General features: G+C 72.4%; 16 protein-coding genes. 12 read left to right on the top strand and 4 right to left on the bottom strand.

Annotated features, from left to right (window positions below):
- Positions 1 to 20: 20 nt before the first annotated feature.
- Positions 21 to 971, bottom strand: a complete 951-nt coding sequence (locus HCN08_RS20185) for a helix-turn-helix transcriptional regulator (RefSeq protein WP_167984555.1) — start codon at positions 969 to 971, stop codon at positions 21 to 23.
- Positions 972 to 1,084: 113 nt separating this feature from the next.
- Here HCN08_RS20185 and HCN08_RS20180 point away from each other — a divergent pair, with 113 nt between their 5' ends.
- Positions 1,085 to 1,537: a hypothetical protein gene (locus tag HCN08_RS20180; RefSeq protein ID WP_167984554.1), complete on the top strand. Its 453-nt coding sequence runs from the start codon at positions 1,085 to 1,087 to the stop codon at positions 1,535 to 1,537.
- Positions 1,538 to 1,564: 27 nt separating this feature from the next.
- On the opposite strand, the gene HCN08_RS20175 is transcribed toward HCN08_RS20180, so the two are convergent.
- Positions 1,565 to 2,221, bottom strand: coding sequence for an MBL fold metallo-hydrolase (locus tag HCN08_RS20175; protein ID WP_167984553.1), 657 nt, complete (start codon positions 2,219 to 2,221; stop codon positions 1,565 to 1,567).
- Between the two features lie 4 nt (positions 2,222 to 2,225).
- Positions 2,226 to 2,960, bottom strand: a complete 735-nt coding sequence (locus tag HCN08_RS20170) for a maleylpyruvate isomerase family mycothiol-dependent enzyme (RefSeq protein WP_167984552.1) — start codon at positions 2,958 to 2,960, stop codon at positions 2,226 to 2,228.
- Between the two features lie 235 nt (positions 2,961 to 3,195).
- On the opposite strand from HCN08_RS20170, the gene uvrA reads away from it, so the two are divergent.
- The 11 genes from uvrA (at position 3,196) to HCN08_RS20115 (ending at position 16,141) form a co-directional block, all read left to right on the top strand.
- The gene (uvrA, locus tag HCN08_RS20165; RefSeq protein WP_167984551.1) at positions 3,196 to 6,195 is read left to right on the top strand and encodes an excinuclease ABC subunit UvrA; all 3,000 of its coding nucleotides are present in this window, start codon (positions 3,196 to 3,198) and stop codon (positions 6,193 to 6,195) included.
- An 11-nt stretch (positions 6,196 to 6,206) separates the two neighbouring features.
- Positions 6,207 to 6,626 (top strand): Rieske (2Fe-2S) protein, encoded by a 420-nt coding sequence (locus tag HCN08_RS20160; RefSeq protein WP_167984550.1) that lies wholly within the window; start codon positions 6,207 to 6,209, stop codon positions 6,624 to 6,626.
- 96 nt (positions 6,627 to 6,722) lie between these two features.
- Positions 6,723 to 8,870, top strand: coding sequence for an excinuclease ABC subunit UvrC (gene uvrC, locus HCN08_RS20155; RefSeq protein ID WP_167984549.1), 2,148 nt, complete (start codon positions 6,723 to 6,725; stop codon positions 8,868 to 8,870).
- Entirely contained in the window at positions 8,867 to 9,928 is a 1,062-nt protein-coding gene (gene rapZ / locus HCN08_RS20150) for an RNase adapter RapZ (protein WP_240970253.1), read from the top strand. Before uvrC ends, rapZ begins: the two co-directional genes overlap by 4 nt.
- Positions 9,925 to 10,950: a gluconeogenesis factor YvcK family protein gene (locus HCN08_RS20145; protein ID WP_167984548.1), complete on the top strand. Its 1,026-nt coding sequence runs from the start codon at positions 9,925 to 9,927 to the stop codon at positions 10,948 to 10,950. Before rapZ ends, HCN08_RS20145 begins: the two co-directional genes overlap by 4 nt.
- Complete coding sequence (whiA, locus tag HCN08_RS20140) at positions 10,941 to 11,918, top strand: DNA-binding protein WhiA (RefSeq protein WP_167984547.1); 978 nt, start codon at positions 10,941 to 10,943, stop codon at positions 11,916 to 11,918. Before HCN08_RS20145 ends, whiA begins: the two co-directional genes overlap by 10 nt.
- 165 nt (positions 11,919 to 12,083) lie before the next feature.
- Positions 12,084 to 13,088, top strand: a complete 1,005-nt coding sequence (gene gap, locus HCN08_RS20135) for a type I glyceraldehyde-3-phosphate dehydrogenase (protein ID WP_167984546.1) — start codon at positions 12,084 to 12,086, stop codon at positions 13,086 to 13,088.
- Positions 13,089 to 13,246: 158 nt separating this feature from the next.
- Complete coding sequence (locus HCN08_RS20130; protein WP_167984587.1) at positions 13,247 to 14,461, top strand: phosphoglycerate kinase; 1,215 nt, start codon at positions 13,247 to 13,249, stop codon at positions 14,459 to 14,461.
- A 34-nt stretch (positions 14,462 to 14,495) separates the two neighbouring features.
- Positions 14,496 to 15,278 (top strand): triose-phosphate isomerase, encoded by a 783-nt coding sequence (gene tpiA / locus HCN08_RS20125; RefSeq protein WP_167984545.1) that lies wholly within the window; start codon positions 14,496 to 14,498, stop codon positions 15,276 to 15,278.
- 105 nt (positions 15,279 to 15,383) lie between these two features.
- A complete protein-coding gene (gene secG, locus HCN08_RS20120) occupies positions 15,384 to 15,611 on the top strand; it encodes a preprotein translocase subunit SecG (protein ID WP_322974577.1) in 228 nt (75 codons plus the stop codon).
- A gap of 194 nt (positions 15,612 to 15,805) precedes the next feature.
- The gene (locus tag HCN08_RS20115; protein WP_078862516.1) at positions 15,806 to 16,141 is read left to right on the top strand and encodes an RNA polymerase-binding protein RbpA; all 336 of its coding nucleotides are present in this window, start codon (positions 15,806 to 15,808) and stop codon (positions 16,139 to 16,141) included.
- Positions 16,142 to 16,184: 43 nt separating this feature from the next.
- On the opposite strand, the gene HCN08_RS20110 is transcribed toward HCN08_RS20115, so the two are convergent.
- Entirely contained in the window at positions 16,185 to 17,054 is an 870-nt protein-coding gene (locus tag HCN08_RS20110; RefSeq protein WP_167984543.1) for a MurR/RpiR family transcriptional regulator, read from the bottom strand.
- Positions 17,055 to 17,081: the final 27 nt, after the last annotated feature.

The following is a 17,081-nucleotide window of genomic DNA, read 5'->3' as shown; positions in this document are numbered from 1 at the left end:
CCCCGCGGCGCTCCGGCACCTCACCCGTACAGCGCCCCCAGTGCCCGTACGCTCTCCGCCAGGCGCCGCCGCAGCTCCGGCGGCCCCAGGACCTCCACCTCGGCCCCCAGGCCCAGGAAGAGGGCATGTGCCTGCTCCGGCGACTCCACCGGCAGCACCGCCCGCCGCCAGCCGCCCGCCTCCGGCACCCCGGTGGCCTCCAGCGCCCGCGCCGCGGCGCCGCCCAGCAGCTCCGCGCCCCGCGGCGAGATCCGCACCTCGGCCTCCGCCCGGTGCAGCCGGGCGTGGAAGCCGGCCTGGTAGGCGCGCCAGTGCCCGGCGAGGTCGAAGCCGTCCGGCACCGCGAAGCGCTCGCCGCGCACCTCCAGCCGCAGGATCTGGTCCACGCGGTACGTCCGCGGGCCCGGCGCGGCCACGACGTACCAGCGGCCCGCCTTCAGCACCAGTCCGTACGGCTCCAGCCGCCGGTCGACGTCGGTGGGCTCCTTCCAGCGGCGGTAGCGCACGTCCAGCACCTTGCCCTGCCACACCGCGTCGGCGACCTGCGGCAGGAAGGGCACGTCGGCGTCGTCGGCGTACCAGCCGGGCGCGTCGAGGTGGAAGCGGGTCCGCATCCGGTCCGCCTGCTCGCGCAGCTCCGCCGGCAGCGCGGCCCGCAGCTTGAGCTGCGCCGCGCTCAGCGCCGGCCCGAGGCCCAGCTCCGCGGCGGGCCCCGGCATCCCGGCGAGGAACAGCGCCTCCGCCTCCCCGGCGTTCAGCCCGGTCAGCCGGGTCCGGTAGCCGGCGAGCAGCTGGTAGCCGCCGCGGTGCCCGGCGTCCCCGTACAGCGGCACCCCGGCGCCGTGCAGCGCCTCCACGTCCCGGTAGACCGTCCGCGGCGACACCTCCAGCTCCGCGGCCAGCTCGGCGGCGGTCATCCGGCCGCGGGTCTGGAGCAGCAGCAGGATCGACAGCAACCGGCCGGATTTCACTGACACAGGATGTCAGTGGAGCCGTCATAGCGTCCAGCCACGGCTTTCCGGCCTCCCGGAACGCCCGGCCACATCCACGACAGGCTGCCCGCGGGCAGCACGGGAGAACGCTCATGAACGACTTCGACTTCTTCACCGGCACCTGGGACGTCGCCAACCGGCGGCGTACCGACTTCCTGGACGCCGGCAGCGCCTGGGAGGAATTCCCCGGCGTCAGCACCGCCTCCCGGCACTTCGGCGGCGGGGCGCACTTCGACGAGGTCGTCTTCCCGACGCTGGGGAGCGCGGGGCTGACGCTGCGGCTGTACGACCCGGCGCGCGAGCAGTGGTCGCTGTACTGGTCGAGCAGCCGTACCGGGGTGCTCTTCCCGCCGGTGACCGGGCGCTTCACCGACGGCATCGGCATCTTCCACGGCGAGGACCATTACGACGGCAAGCCGGTGACGGCCCGCTTCGTGTGGTCGGAGATCAGCGCGGACAGCGCCCTGTGGGAGCAGGCGTTCTCCACCGACGGCGGCAGCACATGGCTGTCGAACTGGACCATGCGGCTGACCCGCCGCCCCTGAGGCGCCGGGCCCGCCGCGGGGGCCGGCTCACCAGCCGCGTTCGCGCCACTCCGCCAGGTGCGGGCGCTCGGCGCCGAGGGTGGTGTCGTTGCCGTGCCCGGGGTAGACCCAGGTCTCGTCCGGCAGGGCGTCGAAGAGCTTGCTGCTCACGCCGTCGAGCAGGGTGGTGAACGCCTCGGCGTCCCCGTGGGTGTTGCCGATGCCGCCGGGGAACAGGCAGTCGCCGGTGAACAGGTGCGGGTGGCCGTGCGGGTCGTCGTAGACCAGCGCGATGCTGCCGGGGGTGTGGCCGACGAGGTGGCGCGCGGTGAGGCGGATCCCGCCGACCGGGATCGTGCCGCCGTCGTCGACGGGGACCTCGGTCGCGACCGGGATGCCCGGGACGTCCTCCCGGCCGGCGTACGTCGTCGCGCCCGTCGCGTCGACGACCTCGCGCAGCGCCTGCCAGTGGTCGGGGTGGCGGTGCGTGGTGACCACCGCCGTCAGCCCGCCCTCGCCGATCAGGCTGAGCAGCGTCGCCGGCTCCGCGGCGGCGTCGATCAGCAGCTGCTCGCCGGTGGCGCGGCAGCGCAGCAGATACGCGTTGTTGTCCATCGGGCCGACCGCGACCTTGCTGATGATCAGGTCGGGGAGTTCGTGCACGTCGGCGGGCCCGCCCACCGTCACCTGTCCGCTGTACGCCATGGCGTCAGCCTAGCGGGGGCAGGGCCGGCAGCGGGTGTCCTGCGGGGCTGACGTCGAGCCCGTCGCCGGGGCCCCGCCCGCTGACCCAGGCGAGCAGCGCGTGCGCCGGGCCGGCCACGGTCAGCTCGGGCTCACCGGCCGCGCCGAGGTCCCAGGCCGCGCCCGAGCCGGTGTCGCGCAGCCGGACCGGGGCGATGCCCTCGTGGGCGGCCAGGCCGTCGACGACCCAGGCCAGCTCGCGGTCGGTGAAGTCGGCCGGCAGGTCGGCGGTGCCGTGGCCGGCGTCGAGGTCGACGTGGTGCAGCCGCACCTCGGTCAGCCGCCGCCAGGGGATCTCGGCCGCCGCGATCACCCGGCCGGAGCGCATCGCGACCTGCGCGGCCCACGCGGCGGGCGGCAGGTCGGCGACGGCCGCGGCGAAGCGGCCGGCGGAATCGCGCAGGTCGGCCAGGTGTTCCTCACCGGTACGGGCCGCGCCCGCCTCGATGTCGCGGTCGCGGGTGGCGGCGTCGGCGTACATCGGGGTCTCCTGGCCGGTCCTGGCCCAGGTGAGCAGGTTCACCAGCGCGTCGGCGTTGCGGGCCAGGTGGGACAGCACATGCCCGCGGGTCCAGCCGGGCAGCAGGGAGGGGCCGGCCAGCTCCTGCGCGGACAGTTTCGCCGCCGAGTCCAGCAGCTCCTCGGTGGCCCGCGCCACCTCGGCCGCATCGCGCTCGGGGTCGGGTCGTTGGACGGTCACGGGACGCTCCCTGGGGTCGGCGGCGGGGTACGGCCCCCAGGCTTGCGCATGGGCGCCGGTACGCACAGCGATGCCCGCCACACGATCGGGTGAACCTGGCGAAGCGATCCCGTAAATCGAATGCGCGTGCTATATGGTCGGTGTGTCGCAACTTTCGCGACAGGAAGAAAAGCCGAGTGCACCCCGTTTAGGCTGACTGGGGGGTGTCGACTCTTCCCCCCGCTTTCTAGGAAAGGTGCGCACTGGCGTGGCCGATCGACTCATCGTCCGTGGCGCTCGCGAGCACAACCTCCGGAACGTCTCGCTGGAGCTGCCCCGGGACTCGCTCATCGTGTTCACCGGCCTGTCCGGTTCCGGCAAGTCCTCGCTGGCGTTCGACACGATCTTCGCCGAGGGCCAGCGCCGGTACGTCGAGTCGCTCTCGTCCTACGCGCGGCAGTTCCTCGGCCAGATGGACAAGCCGGACGTGGACTTCATCGAGGGACTGTCGCCGGCGGTCTCGATCGACCAGAAGTCCACCTCCCGCAACCCCCGCTCCACCGTCGGCACGATCACCGAGGTCTACGACTACCTCCGGCTGCTGTTCGCCCGGATCGGCAAGCCGCACTGCCCCCAGTGCGGGCGCCCCATCTCCCGCCAGTCGCCGCAGGCCATCGTCGACAAGGTGCTGGAGCTGGAGGAGGGCAGCCGCTTCCAGGTGCTCTCGCCGCTGGTGCGCGAGCGCAAGGGCGAGTTCGTCGACCTGTTCGCCGATCTCCAGACCAAGGGGTACAGCCGCGCCCGGGTGGACGGCGCCACGATCCAGCTCACCGACCCGCCGAAGCTGAAGAAGCAGGAGAAGCACACCATCGAGGTGGTCGTCGACCGCCTGACGGTGAAGGACTCCGCCAAGCGCCGGCTCACCGACTCCGTCGAGACCGCGCTGGGCCTGTCCGGCGGCATGGTCATCCTCGACTTCGTGGACCTGCCCGAGGACGACCCGCAGCGCGAGCGGATGTTCTCCGAGCACCTGTACTGCCCGTACGACGACCTGTCCTTCGAGGAGCTGGAGCCGCGCTCCTTCTCCTTCAACTCGCCCTTCGGCGCCTGCCCCGACTGCACCGGCATCGGCTCGCGGATGGAGGTCGACCCGGAGCTGATCGTCCCCGACGACCAGAAGACCCTCCAGGAGGGCGCCATCGCGCCCTGGACCGGCGGCATGTCCAAGGGCTACTTCGAGCGCCTGGTCGACGGCCTGGCCGCCGAGCTGGGCTTCCGCACCGACATCCCGTTCGCCGGGCTGCCCGCGCGGGCCAAGAAGGCGCTGCTGTACGGCCACAAGTCCGAGGTCCGCGTCGCGTACAAGAACCGCTACGGCCGCGAGCGCGTGTACAACGCGCATTTCGAGGGCGCCGTGCCGTTCGTCAAGCGCCGCCACCAGGACTCCGAGTCCGACTCCAGCCGGGAGCGCTTCGAGGGCTACATGCGCGAGGTGCCCTGCCCGACCTGCGAGGGCAGCCGGCTCAAGCCGATCGTGCTGGCCGTCACCGTGCAGGACAAGTCGATCGCCGACGTCGCGGCCATGTCGATCAGCGACTGCGCCGAGTTCCTGGGCGCGATGAAGCTGGACGCGCGGGACCGCAAGATCGCCGAGCGGGTGCTGAAGGAGGTCAACGAGCGGCTGCGCTTCCTGGTCGACGTCGGCCTGGACTACCTGTCGCTCAACCGCGCGGCCGGCACCCTGTCCGGCGGCGAGGCCCAGCGCATCCGGCTGGCCACCCAGATCGGCTCCGGGCTGGTCGGCGTGCTCTATGTGCTGGACGAGCCGTCCATCGGCCTGCACCAGCGCGACAACCACCGGCTCATCGAGACCCTGGTCCGGCTGCGCGACCTCGGCAACACCCTGATCGTCGTGGAGCACGACGAGGACACCATCAAGACCGCCGACTGGGTCGTCGACATCGGCCCCGGCGCCGGCGAGCACGGCGGCAAGGTCGTGCACTCCGGTTCGCTCAAGGAGCTGCTGGCCAACGACGAGTCGCTGACCGGGCAGTATCTGTCCGGCAAGCGCGGTATCCCGGTGCCGGACATCCGCCGCCCGGTGGACCGCAAGCGGCAGCTGACCGTGCACGGCGCCCGCGAGCACAACCTCCAGGACATCGACGTGTCCTTCCCGCTCGGCGTGCTCACCGCCGTCACCGGCGTGTCCGGATCCGGCAAGTCCACCCTGGTCAACGACATCCTCTACACCCACCTGGCGCGCGAGCTGAACGGCGCGCGCAGCGTCCCCGGCCGCCACACCCGGGTCGACGGGGACGACCAGGTCGACAAGGTCGTGCATGTCGACCAGTCGCCGATCGGCCGCACCCCGCGGTCCAACCCGGCGACGTACACCGGCGTCTTCGACCACGTCCGGCGGCTGTTCGCCGAGACGATGGAGGCCAAGGTCCGCGGCTACCAGCCGGGCCGCTTCTCCTTCAACGTCAAGGGCGGTCGCTGCGAGAACTGCGCGGGCGACGGCACGATCAAGATCGAGATGAACTTCCTGCCGGACGTGTACGTGCCGTGCGAGGTCTGCCACGGAGCGCGCTACAACCGGGAGACCCTGGAGGTCCACTACAAGGGCAAGTCCATCGCCGAGGTGCTGGACATGCCCATCGAGGAGGCGCTGGACTTCTTCGAGGCGGTGCCCGCCATCGCCCGCCATCTGCGCACCCTCGACGACGTCGGCCTGGGGTACGTCCGGCTCGGCCAGTCCGCGCCGACGCTGTCCGGCGGCGAGGCCCAGCGCGTCAAGCTGGCCTCCGAGCTGCAGAAGCGCTCCACCGGCCGGACGGTCTACGTCCTCGACGAGCCGACGACCGGCCTGCACTTCGAGGACATCAGCAAGCTCATCAAGGTGCTGTCAGGCCTGGTCGACAAGGGCAACTCGGTGATCGTCATCGAGCACAACCTGGACGTCATCAAGACCGCCGACTGGATCATCGACATGGGCCCCGAGGGCGGCAGCGCCGGCGGCCTGGTCGTCGCCGAGGGCACCCCCGAGCAGATCGCCGCGGTCCCCGCCAGCCACACCGGCAAGTTCCTGCGGGACGTGCTGGGAGCCGAGCGGATCAGCGACGCGGCGGTGCCCGCGCCCCGCAAGCGCGCCGCGGCCCGTAAGACCACCGCGGCGTCCAAGTCCGCGGCGGCCACGGCGTCCAAGTCCGCGGCGGCGAAGACCACGGCGGCACGCAAGAGGGCCGCCAAGGCGTGACCGGAGAACGTATGACCAGCGAAGTGCCCGCGTGCCGCCGTACCGTCCTGCGCGGGGCGGCACTGGCCGGAGCCGCCGGGCTCGGGCTCGCCGCCTGCGGCGGGAAGACCGGCTCGGCGGACGGGCCCACCAAGCCCGTGCAGCTCGGCCCGGCCGGCGAGGTGCCGGTCGGCGGCGCCAAGCTCTACCGCGACGACAAGGTCGTCGTGTCGCAGCCGCAGCAGGGCACCTTCAAGGCGTTCAGCGCGGTCTGCACGCACCAGGGCTGCGTCGTCGACTCGGTCAAGGGCACCACGGTGTCCTGCCCCTGCCACGGCAGCCAGTTCGACGCCGAGACCGGGGCGGTCGTCCAGGGCCCGGCCACGAAGCCGCTGCCCGCCGTGCACCTCACGGTCACCGGCGGCACGATCACCGCGGGACCCGCGAGCTGACCAGCGGTCCGGCCCCGGCCCGCCACCCCGGATCCAGGGGTTCCGGGCCGGGAGCCTGACCGCGGTCCGCCGCGTCCCGCCAGTAGGGTGGGAGCCATGGCAGACCCCAGCAGCTACCGACCGAAGCCGGGCCAGATCCCCGACTCTCCCGGGGTCTACAAGTTCCGGGACGAGCACCGCCGGGTGATCTACGTCGGCAAGGCGAAGAGCCTGCGCCAGCGGCTGTCCTCGTACTTCCAGGACATCACCAACCTGCACCAGCGCACCGCCACCATGGTGACCACGGCCGCCTCCGTGGAGTGGACGGTCGTCACCACCGAGGTCGAGGCGCTGCAGCTCGAATACTCCTGGATCAAGGAGTTCGACCCGCGCTTCAACGTCAAGTACCGCGACGACAAGAGCTATCCCTCGCTCGCCGTCACCATGAACGAGGACTTCCCGCGCGTCCAGGTCATGCGCGGCCCCAAGCGCAAGGGCGTGCGCTACTTCGGCCCCTACGCCCACGCGTGGGCCATCCGCGAGACCGTCGACCTGCTGCTGCGGGTCTTCCCCGTACGCACCTGCTCCGCCGGGGTGTTCAAGCGCTCCGCGCAGATCGGCCGGCCCTGCCTGCTCGGCTACATCGGCAAGTGCTCGGCGCCCTGCGTGGAGCGGATCAGCCCGCAGGACCACCGCGAACTCGCCGAGGAGTTCTGCGACTTCATGGCCGGCCACACCGGCACGTACATCCGCCGGCTCGAACAGCGCATGAAGGACGCCGCGGCGGCCATGGAGTACGAGCAGGCCGCCCGGCTGCGCGACGACCTGGAGGCGCTGCGCCGCGCCATGGAGAAGAACGCGGTGGTGCTCGCCGACGCCACCGACGCCGACCTCATCGCGGTCGCCGAGGACGAACTCGAAGCCGCCGTGCAGATCTTCCACGTCCGCGGCGGCCGGGTGCGCGGCCAGCGCGGCTGGGTCACCGACAAGGTCGAGGCGGTCGACACCGCGGACCTGGTCGAACACGCCCTCCAGCAGCTCTACGGCGACGAGCGCGGGGACGCCGAGCAGTCCGGCGGCAGCGGCGGCGTGCCCAAGGAGGTGCTGGTGCCGGTGCTGCCCAGCCCCGTGGAGCCGCTGGCGCAGTGGCTGTCGGACCGGCGCGGCTCGCATGTGAGCCTGCGCATCCCGCAGCGCGGCGACAAGAAGGACCTGATGGCCACCGTGCAGCGCAACGCGCAGCAGGCGCTGGCCCTGCACAAGACCCGGCGCGCCTCGGACCTGACCACCCGCTCGCGCGCCCTGGAGGAGATCGCCGCGGCGCTCGACCTGGACACCGCGCCGCTGCGTATCGAGTGCTACGACATCAGCCACTTGCAGGGCGACGACGTGGTGGCGTCCATGGTGGTCTTCGAGGACGGACTGGCCCGCAAGAGCGAATACCGGCGCTTCCAGATCAAGTCCTTCGCCGGACAGGACGACGTCCGTTCCATGCACGAGGTGATCTCCCGCCGCTTCCGCCGCTACCTCCAGGAGAAGCAGCGCACCAGCGAATGGGAGCCCGACCAGCCCGACCGGCCGCAGGACGCGGACCCCGCCGGCGCCGCGTCCGACCCCACGGCCGACGGTACGGCCGACCACGCGGCCGACGGGTCCGACGAGCCCGCCGGCGGGCCCATCGACCCCGACACCGGCCGGCCGCGCAAGTTCGCCTACCCGCCGCAGCTCGTGGTGGTCGACGGCGGGCAGCCGCAGGTCGCCGCCGCCCGCCGGGCGCTGGACGAGCTGGGGATAGCGGACGTCTTCGTGTGCGGCCTCGCCAAGCGCCTGGAAGAGGTCTGGGTGCCCGGCGACGACGACCCGGTGATCCTGCCGCGCAGCAGCGAGGGCCTGTATCTGCTCCAGCGCATCCGTGACGAGGCGCACCGCTTCGCCATCACCTACCAGCGCAGCAAGCGCTCGAAGTCGATGAAGGCCGGCGCGCTGGACGCCGTGCCGGGCCTCGGCGAGACCCGCAGGCAGGCGCTGCTCAAGCACTTCGGGTCGCTCAAGCGGCTGCGCGCGGCCACGGTCGAGGAGATCTGCGAGGTCCCCGGGATCGGCCGCCGTACGGCGGAGACGGTCGCCGCGGCCCTGGCGTCCGCGGCGCCGGCCGCACCCGCGGTGAACACCGCGACCGGCGAGATCATCGAAGAGGACGGCCCTGCGGCAGCCGGCACCCCGCCGGTGCCGCCCGGCCGACGACCACGGGGGAACGGCACATGAGCGAGCGTCACGAACAGGACAGTGGGCATATGACCAGCGGCGGCGGACCGGACGGAGCGAACGGACCGGGCGGGCCGGGCGGCGTACCGGCCCCACAGGCGGCGGCCGTCCCGAGCCCGGCGACCGGCCCCGGCGGCCCCCTCGGCCCCGGCGCCCCCGGCGGCGCGGCCGACCCCGGCCAGGCCCCGGCCGGCCAGGCGATCCCGGAGCTCGTCATCATCTCCGGCATGTCCGGCGCCGGGCGCAGCACCGCCGCCAAGTGCCTGGAGGACCTGGGCTGGTTCGTCGTGGACAACCTGCCGCCCGCCCTCATCCCGACCATGGTCGACCTCGGCGCCCGCTCGCAGGGCAACGTGGCCCGTATCGCGGTCGTCGTCGACGTACGCGGCCGGCAGTTCTTCGACAACCTGCGCGAATCCCTCGCCGACCTGGAGACCAAGCACGTCAAGCGGCGGGTGATCTTCCTGGAGGCGTCCGACGAGGCGCTGGTGCGCCGCTTCGAGTCGGTCCGCCGCCCGCACCCGCTCCAGGGCCAGGGCCGGATCGTGGACGGCATCAGCGCCGAGCGCGACCTGCTGCGCGAGCTGCGCGGCGACGCCGACCTGGTCGTGGACACCTCCAGCCTGAACGTGCACGAACTGCGCGCCAAGCTCGACGCCCAGTTCGCCGGCGAGGAGGAGCAGGAACTCCGCGCCACCGTCATGTCGTTCGGATTCAAGTACGGCCTGCCCGTCGACGCCGACCTGGTGGTGGACTGCCGCTTCCTGCCGAACCCGCACTGGGTGCCGGAGCTGCGCCCCTTCACCGGGCTCAACGACGAGGTGGCGACATATGTGTTCAACCAGCCGGGCGCCAAGGAGTTCCTCGACCGCTACGCCGAGCTGCTGCACATCATCGCCGCCGGCTACCGGCGCGAGGGCAAGCGGTACGTGACGATCGCGGTGGGCTGCACGGGCGGCAAGCACCGCAGCGTGGCGATGTCGGAACGGCTGGCCGCACGGCTGGCGGCGGACGGAGTGGAGACGGTGACGGTGCACCGGGACATGGGGCGCGAGTGATCAAGGCGGGGCGGCGGTACGGCCGCCGCACCGGTCGTACGGCAGCCGGCCGCGGTCGCGGGGCGGCGCCCAAGGTGGTCGCGCTCGGCGGCGGCCACGGACTGGCGGCCTCGCTGGCCGCCCTGCGCCGGATCACCGGCGACCTGACCGCGGTGGTCACGGTCGCCGACGACGGCGGCTCCAGCGGGCGGCTGCGCAGCGAGATGGGCGTGCTGCCGCCCGGCGACCTGCGCAAGGCGCTCGCCGCGCTGTGCGGGGACGACGAATGGGGCCGCACCTGGTCCCGGGTCGTCCAGCACCGCTTCGTCAGCGGCGGCGAGCTGCACGGCCACGCGGTGGGCAATCTGTTGATCGTCGCGCTGTGGGAGCAGCTCCAGGACGAGGTGGCCGCGCTGGAGTGGGTGGGCCGGCTGCTCGGCGCGCACGGCAGGGTGCTGCCGATGTCCGCCGTCCCGCTGGACCTGCACGCCACCGTACGCGGCCACGACCCCGCCGAGCCGGACGCGATCAGCACGGTGCGCGGCCAGGCCACCGTCGCGCTGACCCCCGGCGAGGTGCAGGAGGTCATCGTGGTGCCGGCCGACCCGCCGGCGGTGCCGGAGGCCGTCCAGGCGGTGCTGGACGCCGACTGGGTGGTGCTGGGCCCCGGTTCGTGGTTCTCCTCGGTCATCCCCCACCTGCTGGTACCGGAGTTGGCGCAGGCGCTGATGACGACCAGGGCGCGCCGGGTCCTCACGCTCAACCTCGCACCCCAGCCCGGCGAGACGCCGGGATTTTCTCCGCAGCGTCACTTGGAGGTTTTGGGCCGACACGCCCCTAAACTCACCATCGACGTGGTTCTCGCCGACGAGGCCGCCGTGCCGGACCGCGACAGTCTCGAAGAGGCCGCACTGCGGTTGGGCGGCACGGTCGAGCTGGCGCCGGTCGCCGCCCCCGACGGGCCGCGGCACGACCCGGAGCTGTTGGCCGCCGCGTATGACCGGATTTTTCGTATGCGTGGAAGGATCGGCCCATGGCGATGACGGCAGCGGTGAAGGACGAGATCTCCCGGCTTCCCGTCACCCGGACCTGCTGCCGCAAGGCGGAGGTGTCGTCGATCCTGCGTTTCGCCGGTGGCCTGCACCTGGTGAGCGGCCGGATCGTGATCGAGGCGGAGCTGGACACCGGGATCGCCGCCCGGCGGCTGCGCAAGGACATCCTGGAGATCTTCGGCCACTCCTCCGACCTGGTGGTGATGGCGCCCGGCGGGCTGCGCCGCGGCAGCCGGTACGTGGTGCGGGTGGTCGCCGGCGGCGACCAGCTCGCCCGGCAGACCGGGCTGGTCGACGGCCGCGGGCGGCCCATCCGGGGCCTGCCGCCGCAGGTCGTCTCCGGCGCCACCTGCGACGCCGAGGCGGCCTGGCGCGGGGCGTTCCTGGCGCACGGCTCGCTCACCGAGCCGGGCCGCTCCTCCTCCCTGGAGGTGACCTGCCCCGGCCCGGAGGCCGCGCTCGCGCTGGTCGGCGCGGCCCGCCGGCTGCAGATCCCGGCCAAGGCCCGCGAGGTGCGCAATGTCGACCGCGTCGTGGTGCGCGACGGCGACGCGATCGGCGCGCTGCTGACCCGGCTCGGCGCGCACGACTCGGTCCTGGCGTGGGAGGAGCGGCGGATGCGCCGCGAGGTGCGCGCGACCGCCAACCGGCTGGCCAACTTCGACGACGCGAACCTGCGCCGCTCGGCGCGCGCCGCGGTCGCCGCGGGTGCCCGGGTCGCCCGCGCGCTGGAGATCCTGGGCGACGACGTGCCCGAGCACCTCGCCGCGGCCGGCCGGCTGCGGATGGACCACAAGCAGGCCTCGCTGGAGGAGCTGGGCTCGCTGGCCGAGCCGCCGCTGACGAAGGACGCGGTCGCGGGCCGGATCCGCCGGCTGCTCGCGATGGCCGACAAGCGCGCCTCCGACCTCGGCCTGCCCGGCACCGAGGCCAACCTCACCGATGAGATGGTCGGCTGACGATCGGCTCGCGGGCGTCCCGGCCGCCGGTGACGCGTTCCCCCCTTCGGGGGCCCGGGGGATGTCACCCCCGGGTCACGGGCGAGGTAGGGTCGGACGTGGTCGGGGACATCCCATATTTCGCAGCCGGAACGGATTCCGGCGACTGAGCGAGGAGATCGGTTCGTGACGATCCGGGTAGGCATCAACGGCTTTGGCCGCATCGGTCGTAACTTCTTCCGCGCCGCCCTGGAGCAGGGCGCGGACATCGAGATCGTGGCTGTCAACGACCTGGGTGACACCGCGACCACGGCGCACCTGCTGAAGTACGACACCATCCTGGGCCGCCTCAACGCCGAGGTCACCCACACCGCGGACTCCATCACCGTCAACGGCAAGACCATCAAGGTCCTCGCCGAGCGCGACCCGGCCGCCCTGAAGTGGGGCGAGCTGGGGGTCGACATCGTGGTCGAGTCCACCGGCATCTTCACCAAGGCCGCCGACGCGGCCAAGCACATCGCCGGCGGCGCGAAGAAGGTCATCATCTCGGCGCCCGCCACCGGCGAGGACATCACCATCGTGATGGGCGTCAACCAGGACCAGTACGACGCCGCCACCCACAACATCATCTCCAACGCCTCGTGCACCACCAACTGCGTGGCGCCGATGGCGAAGGTGCTGCTGGAGAACTTCGGCATCGTCAAGGGCCTGATGACGACGGTCCACGCGTACACCAACGACCAGCGCATCCTGGACTTCCCGCACAAGGACCTGCGCCGCGCCCGCGCCGCCGCGGAGAACATCATCCCGACCACCACGGGCGCCGCGAAGGCCACCGCGCTGGTCATCCCGCAGCTCAAGGGCAAGCTGGACGGCATCGCCATGCGCGTGCCGGTCCCCACCGGCTCGGTCACCGACCTGGTGGTCGACCTGGAGCGCGAGGTCACCAAGGACGAGGTCAACGCCGCCTTCCAGAAGGCCGCCGAGGGCCAGCTCAAGGGCATCCTGGAGTACACCGAGGACCCGATCGTGTCCTCCGACATCGTCAACTGGCCGGCGTCGTGCACCTTCGACTCCTCCCTGACCATGGCGCAGGGCAAGACCGTCAAGGTCATCGGCTGGTACGACAACGAGTGGGGCTACTCCAACCGCCTGGTGGACCTGACGGTCTTCGTCGGCAACCAGCTCTGATCCGCCGGCCACCACACCGGCCGGCAGCAGCAGCCGACACCCCACCAGCGAGGTGAGCGAACAGGGTCCGACCGGGCGCGACGGAGCGCCCCGGCCGGGCCCTGTCCGACGTGACGGCACCACGTGGCGAACCAGCAGACCAGGAGTATCCGGAGAAGATGAAGACGATCGACGACCTCATCGGCGAGGGACAGGTGGCGGGCAAGCGGGTCTTCGTCCGCGCCGACCTGAACGTCCCGCTCGCGGGCGGGACCATCACCGACGACGGCCGGATCAGGGCCGCCGTACCGACCATCACCAAGCTCGCCGCGGCCGGCGCGCGGGTGATCGTCGCCTCCCACCTGGGCCGCCCCAAGGGCGAGCCCGACCCGCAGTTCTCGCTCGCGCCGGTCGCCAGGCGGCTGGGTGAACTGCTCGGCCAGGACGTGGCCTTCGCCACCGACACCGTCGGCGACAGCGCCAGGGCCACCGTGGACGGCCTGGCCGACGGCCAGGTCGCGCTGCTGGAGAACCTGCGCTTCAACGCCGGCGAGACCGCCAAGGACGACGCCGCGCGCGGCGCCTTCGCCGACGAACTGGCCGCGCTCGCCGACACCTACGTCGGTGACGGCTTCGGCGCGGTGCACCGCAGGCACGCCTCGGTCTACGACCTGCCGGCCCGGCTGCCGCACGCCGCCGGCGGGCTGATCGCCACCGAGGTCGGCGTGCTCAAGAAGCTCACCGAGGACGTCGCCCGCCCGTACGCGGTGGTGCTCGGCGGCTCCAAGGTCTCCGACAAGCTCGGCGTCATCGACCACCTGCTGGACAAGGCCGACCGCATCCTGGTCGGCGGCGGCATGGTCTTCACCTTCCTCAAGGCCCAGGGCCACGAGGTCGGCAAGAGCCTGCTGCAGGAGGACCAGATCCCCGCGGTGCTGGACTACCTGGAGCGCGCCGAGGCCAAGGGCGTGGAGTTCGTGCTGCCGGTCGACGTGGTCGGCGCCACCGAGTTCCCGGACCTGAAGACCAAGGCGCCCGGCTCGCCGGTCACCGCCTCCGTCGAGGACATCCCGGGCGACCTGATCGGCCTGGACATCGGCCCGGAGTCCCGCAAGCTCTTCGCCGCCAAGCTCGCCGACACCGCCACGGTCTTCTGGAACGGCCCCATGGGCGTCTTCGAGCACCCCGACTACGCCGAGGGCACCCGCGCGGTCGCCCAGGCCCTCGTCGACTCCCCGGCCTTCACCGTGGTCGGCGGCGGCGACTCGGCCGCGGCCGTCCGCATCCTGGGCTTCGACGAGAACGCTTTCGGCCATATTTCCACCGGCGGCGGCGCGAGCCTGGAGTATCTGGAAGGCAAGACCCTGCCCGGCCTTGCCGCGCTTGAGGACTGAGACCGAGGACAGGGACCGAGGACCGGGAAAGCTGATGACTGAGCAGAGCCGCACCCCGCTCATGGCGGGCAACTGGAAGATGAACCTCAACCACCTGGAGGCCATCGCCCACGTCCAGAAGCTCGCCTTCGGGCTCAACGACAAGGACTTCGACGCCGTCGAGGTCGCCGTGCTGGTCCCCTTCACCGACCTGCGCTCGGTGCAGACCCTGGTCGACGGCGACCGGCTGCGGATCAAGTACGGCGCCCAGGACCTGTCCGCGCACGACTCCGGCGCCTACACCGGCGAGGTCTCCGGGCCGATGCTGGCCAAGCTGAAGTGCACCTACGTGGCCATCGGTCACTCCGAGCGACGGCAGTACCACGGCGAGGACGAGGAGATCGTCAACGCCAAGGTCAAGGCCGCCTACCGGCACGGCCTGACCCCCATCGTGTGCGTCGGCGAGGGCCTGGACGTCCGCAAGGCCGGCCGGCAGGTCCCGCACACCCTGGCGCAGCTCGACGGGGCCCTCAAGGGCCTGTCCGCCGAGCAGGCGGCGTCCGTCGTGATCGCCTACGAGCCGGTCTGGGCGATCGGCACCGGCGAGGTCGCCACCCCCGAGGACGCCCAGGAGGTCTGCGGGGCGATCCGCGGCCGGCTGGCCGAGCTGTACGACCAGCAGACCGCCGACGGCATCCGTATCCAGTACGGCGGCTCGGTCAAGGCCGGCAACGTCGCCGCGATCATGGCGCAGCCGGACGTGGACGGGGCCCTGGTGGGCGGTGCCGCGCTGGACCCGGACGAGTTCGTGAAGATCGTCCGCTTCCGCGACCAGTGAGGTCCACGGCGGCGTGAAGTACCCTGGCGGGGCCGGACCGGGCAGCCACCCGGGACGGCCCCGTGCCGTTGTCAGGTAGTCGAGAGAGTTGGTCCAGCCGTGGAAATCGGGTTCTCCATCGCCCTCATCATCCTCAGCCTGCTGCTGTTGCTGCTGGTGCTGATGCACAAGGGGAAGGGCGGCGGCCTGTCGGACATGTTCGGCGGCGGCATGCAGTCCTCCGTCGGCGGTTCGTCCGTGGCCGAGCGCAACCTCGACCGCATCACCGTGGTCGTCGGACTGCTGTGGTTCGCGTGCATCGTCGTCCTCGGTCTGGTGATGAAGTACAACTGACGCCCCGCTGACGGCACCCCGCCGCCCCCCGAAGCCAACCCCCTTCGTCCACAGGGAACTGACGCCCCGTCGCCTGTGCGGCTTACTATGAGGGAACGCCTTCGGGGGGCGGTTGTGCGCCTGCCACTGGACGCCACGTAAGGTCCCCGTAAACTGGCGAACCTCGCAGCACCATCACGCAGGGAGTTACGACCGTGGCAAGTGGCAACGCGATCCGTGGAAGTCGGGTCGGAGCGGGGCCGATGGGAGAGGCCGAGCGTGGCGAGTCCGCGCCGCGCCTCCGCATCTCCTTCTGGTGCTCCAACGGGCATGAGACCCAGCCGAGCTTCGCCAGCGACGCGCAGATCCCCGACACCTGGGACTGCCCGCGGTGCGGCTTCCCGGCCGGCCAGGACGAGGAGAACCCGCCGGCACCGCCGCGGACCGAGCCGTACAAGACGCATCTGGCCTACGTGCGCGAGCGGCGCTCGGCCGCGGACGGCGAGGCGATCCTCGCCGAGGCGCTGGCGAAGCTGCGCGGCGAGATCTGAGGCCGGCGCCGGCTCCGCCGGCCGGTACGGCGCGTGCCGCGTCTCAGTGGTGGCGCGGGCGCCCTGCCGTGTGCACGCCGGCGATATGGGCGGTCAGCGCGAGGGACGCGGTCGCCCGCTCGTAGGTGAGCTGCGCCACCCGCGCGTACAGGCAGTCCACGATCAGCAGCACCGAGTGCCGGGTGCCGAAGTTGCCGCGCCGGAAGCTGGTCTCGCCGGAGAAGGACGTGAGCGCCACGTCCGCGGCCCGGGCCACCGGTGAGCGCGGGTCGCCGGTCACGGCCACCGTGAACGCGCCGCGGTCCGCCGCGAGCCGCAGCGGGTCCACCGCCTCGCGGGTCGTGCCGGAGTAGGACACGCCGATCGCCACGTCCGCGGGCGTCAGCAGCGCCGCGGAGGTCTCCGCCGCGTGCACCTCGGTCCAGGCGTGGGCCGCGCAGCCGATGCCGAACAGCCGCGCCTGGGCCTCCCGCGCCACGATGCCCGAGCCCCCGACGCCGTAGACGTCGATCCTGCGGGCCCTGGAGAGGGCCTGCGCGGCCTTTTCCAGCCCGTCCCGGTCCAGGCGCTCGGCGGTGTGCCGCATGGCCGCCAGATCCGCCTGGGCGACCACGGCTATGACGTGCTCCAGCGGGTCGTCGGGCCCGATCCGCGGGCCGAGCGCGGTGTCCTGCGGCGCGGCCTGGCTGCGGCCCCGCTCCCGCGCGAGCTCCAGCAGCAGCTGCTGGTAGGACTCCAGGCCCAGCGCCCGGCAGAACCGCGTGACGGTGGCCTGCGAGGTGCCGGTCCGCCGGCCGAGCTCGGCCGCCGAGCCCCGGGTGGCCGCCGCCGGGTCGGCCAGCACCGCCGCGCCGACCTTGCGCAGCGAGTCCGACATCCGGGGGAGCTCGGAGCGGATCAGGTCGGTGATCATGGCTGCGCCTTTCTGTTCCCCGGGCCG

It is taken from the genome of Actinacidiphila epipremni (assembly GCF_012034175.1).
Classification (GTDB): domain Bacteria; phylum Actinomycetota; class Actinomycetes; order Streptomycetales; family Streptomycetaceae; genus Actinacidiphila; species Actinacidiphila epipremni.
The sequence above is the reverse complement of the archived record's forward strand: the minus strand, read 5'-3'. Positions and strand labels throughout refer to the sequence as shown.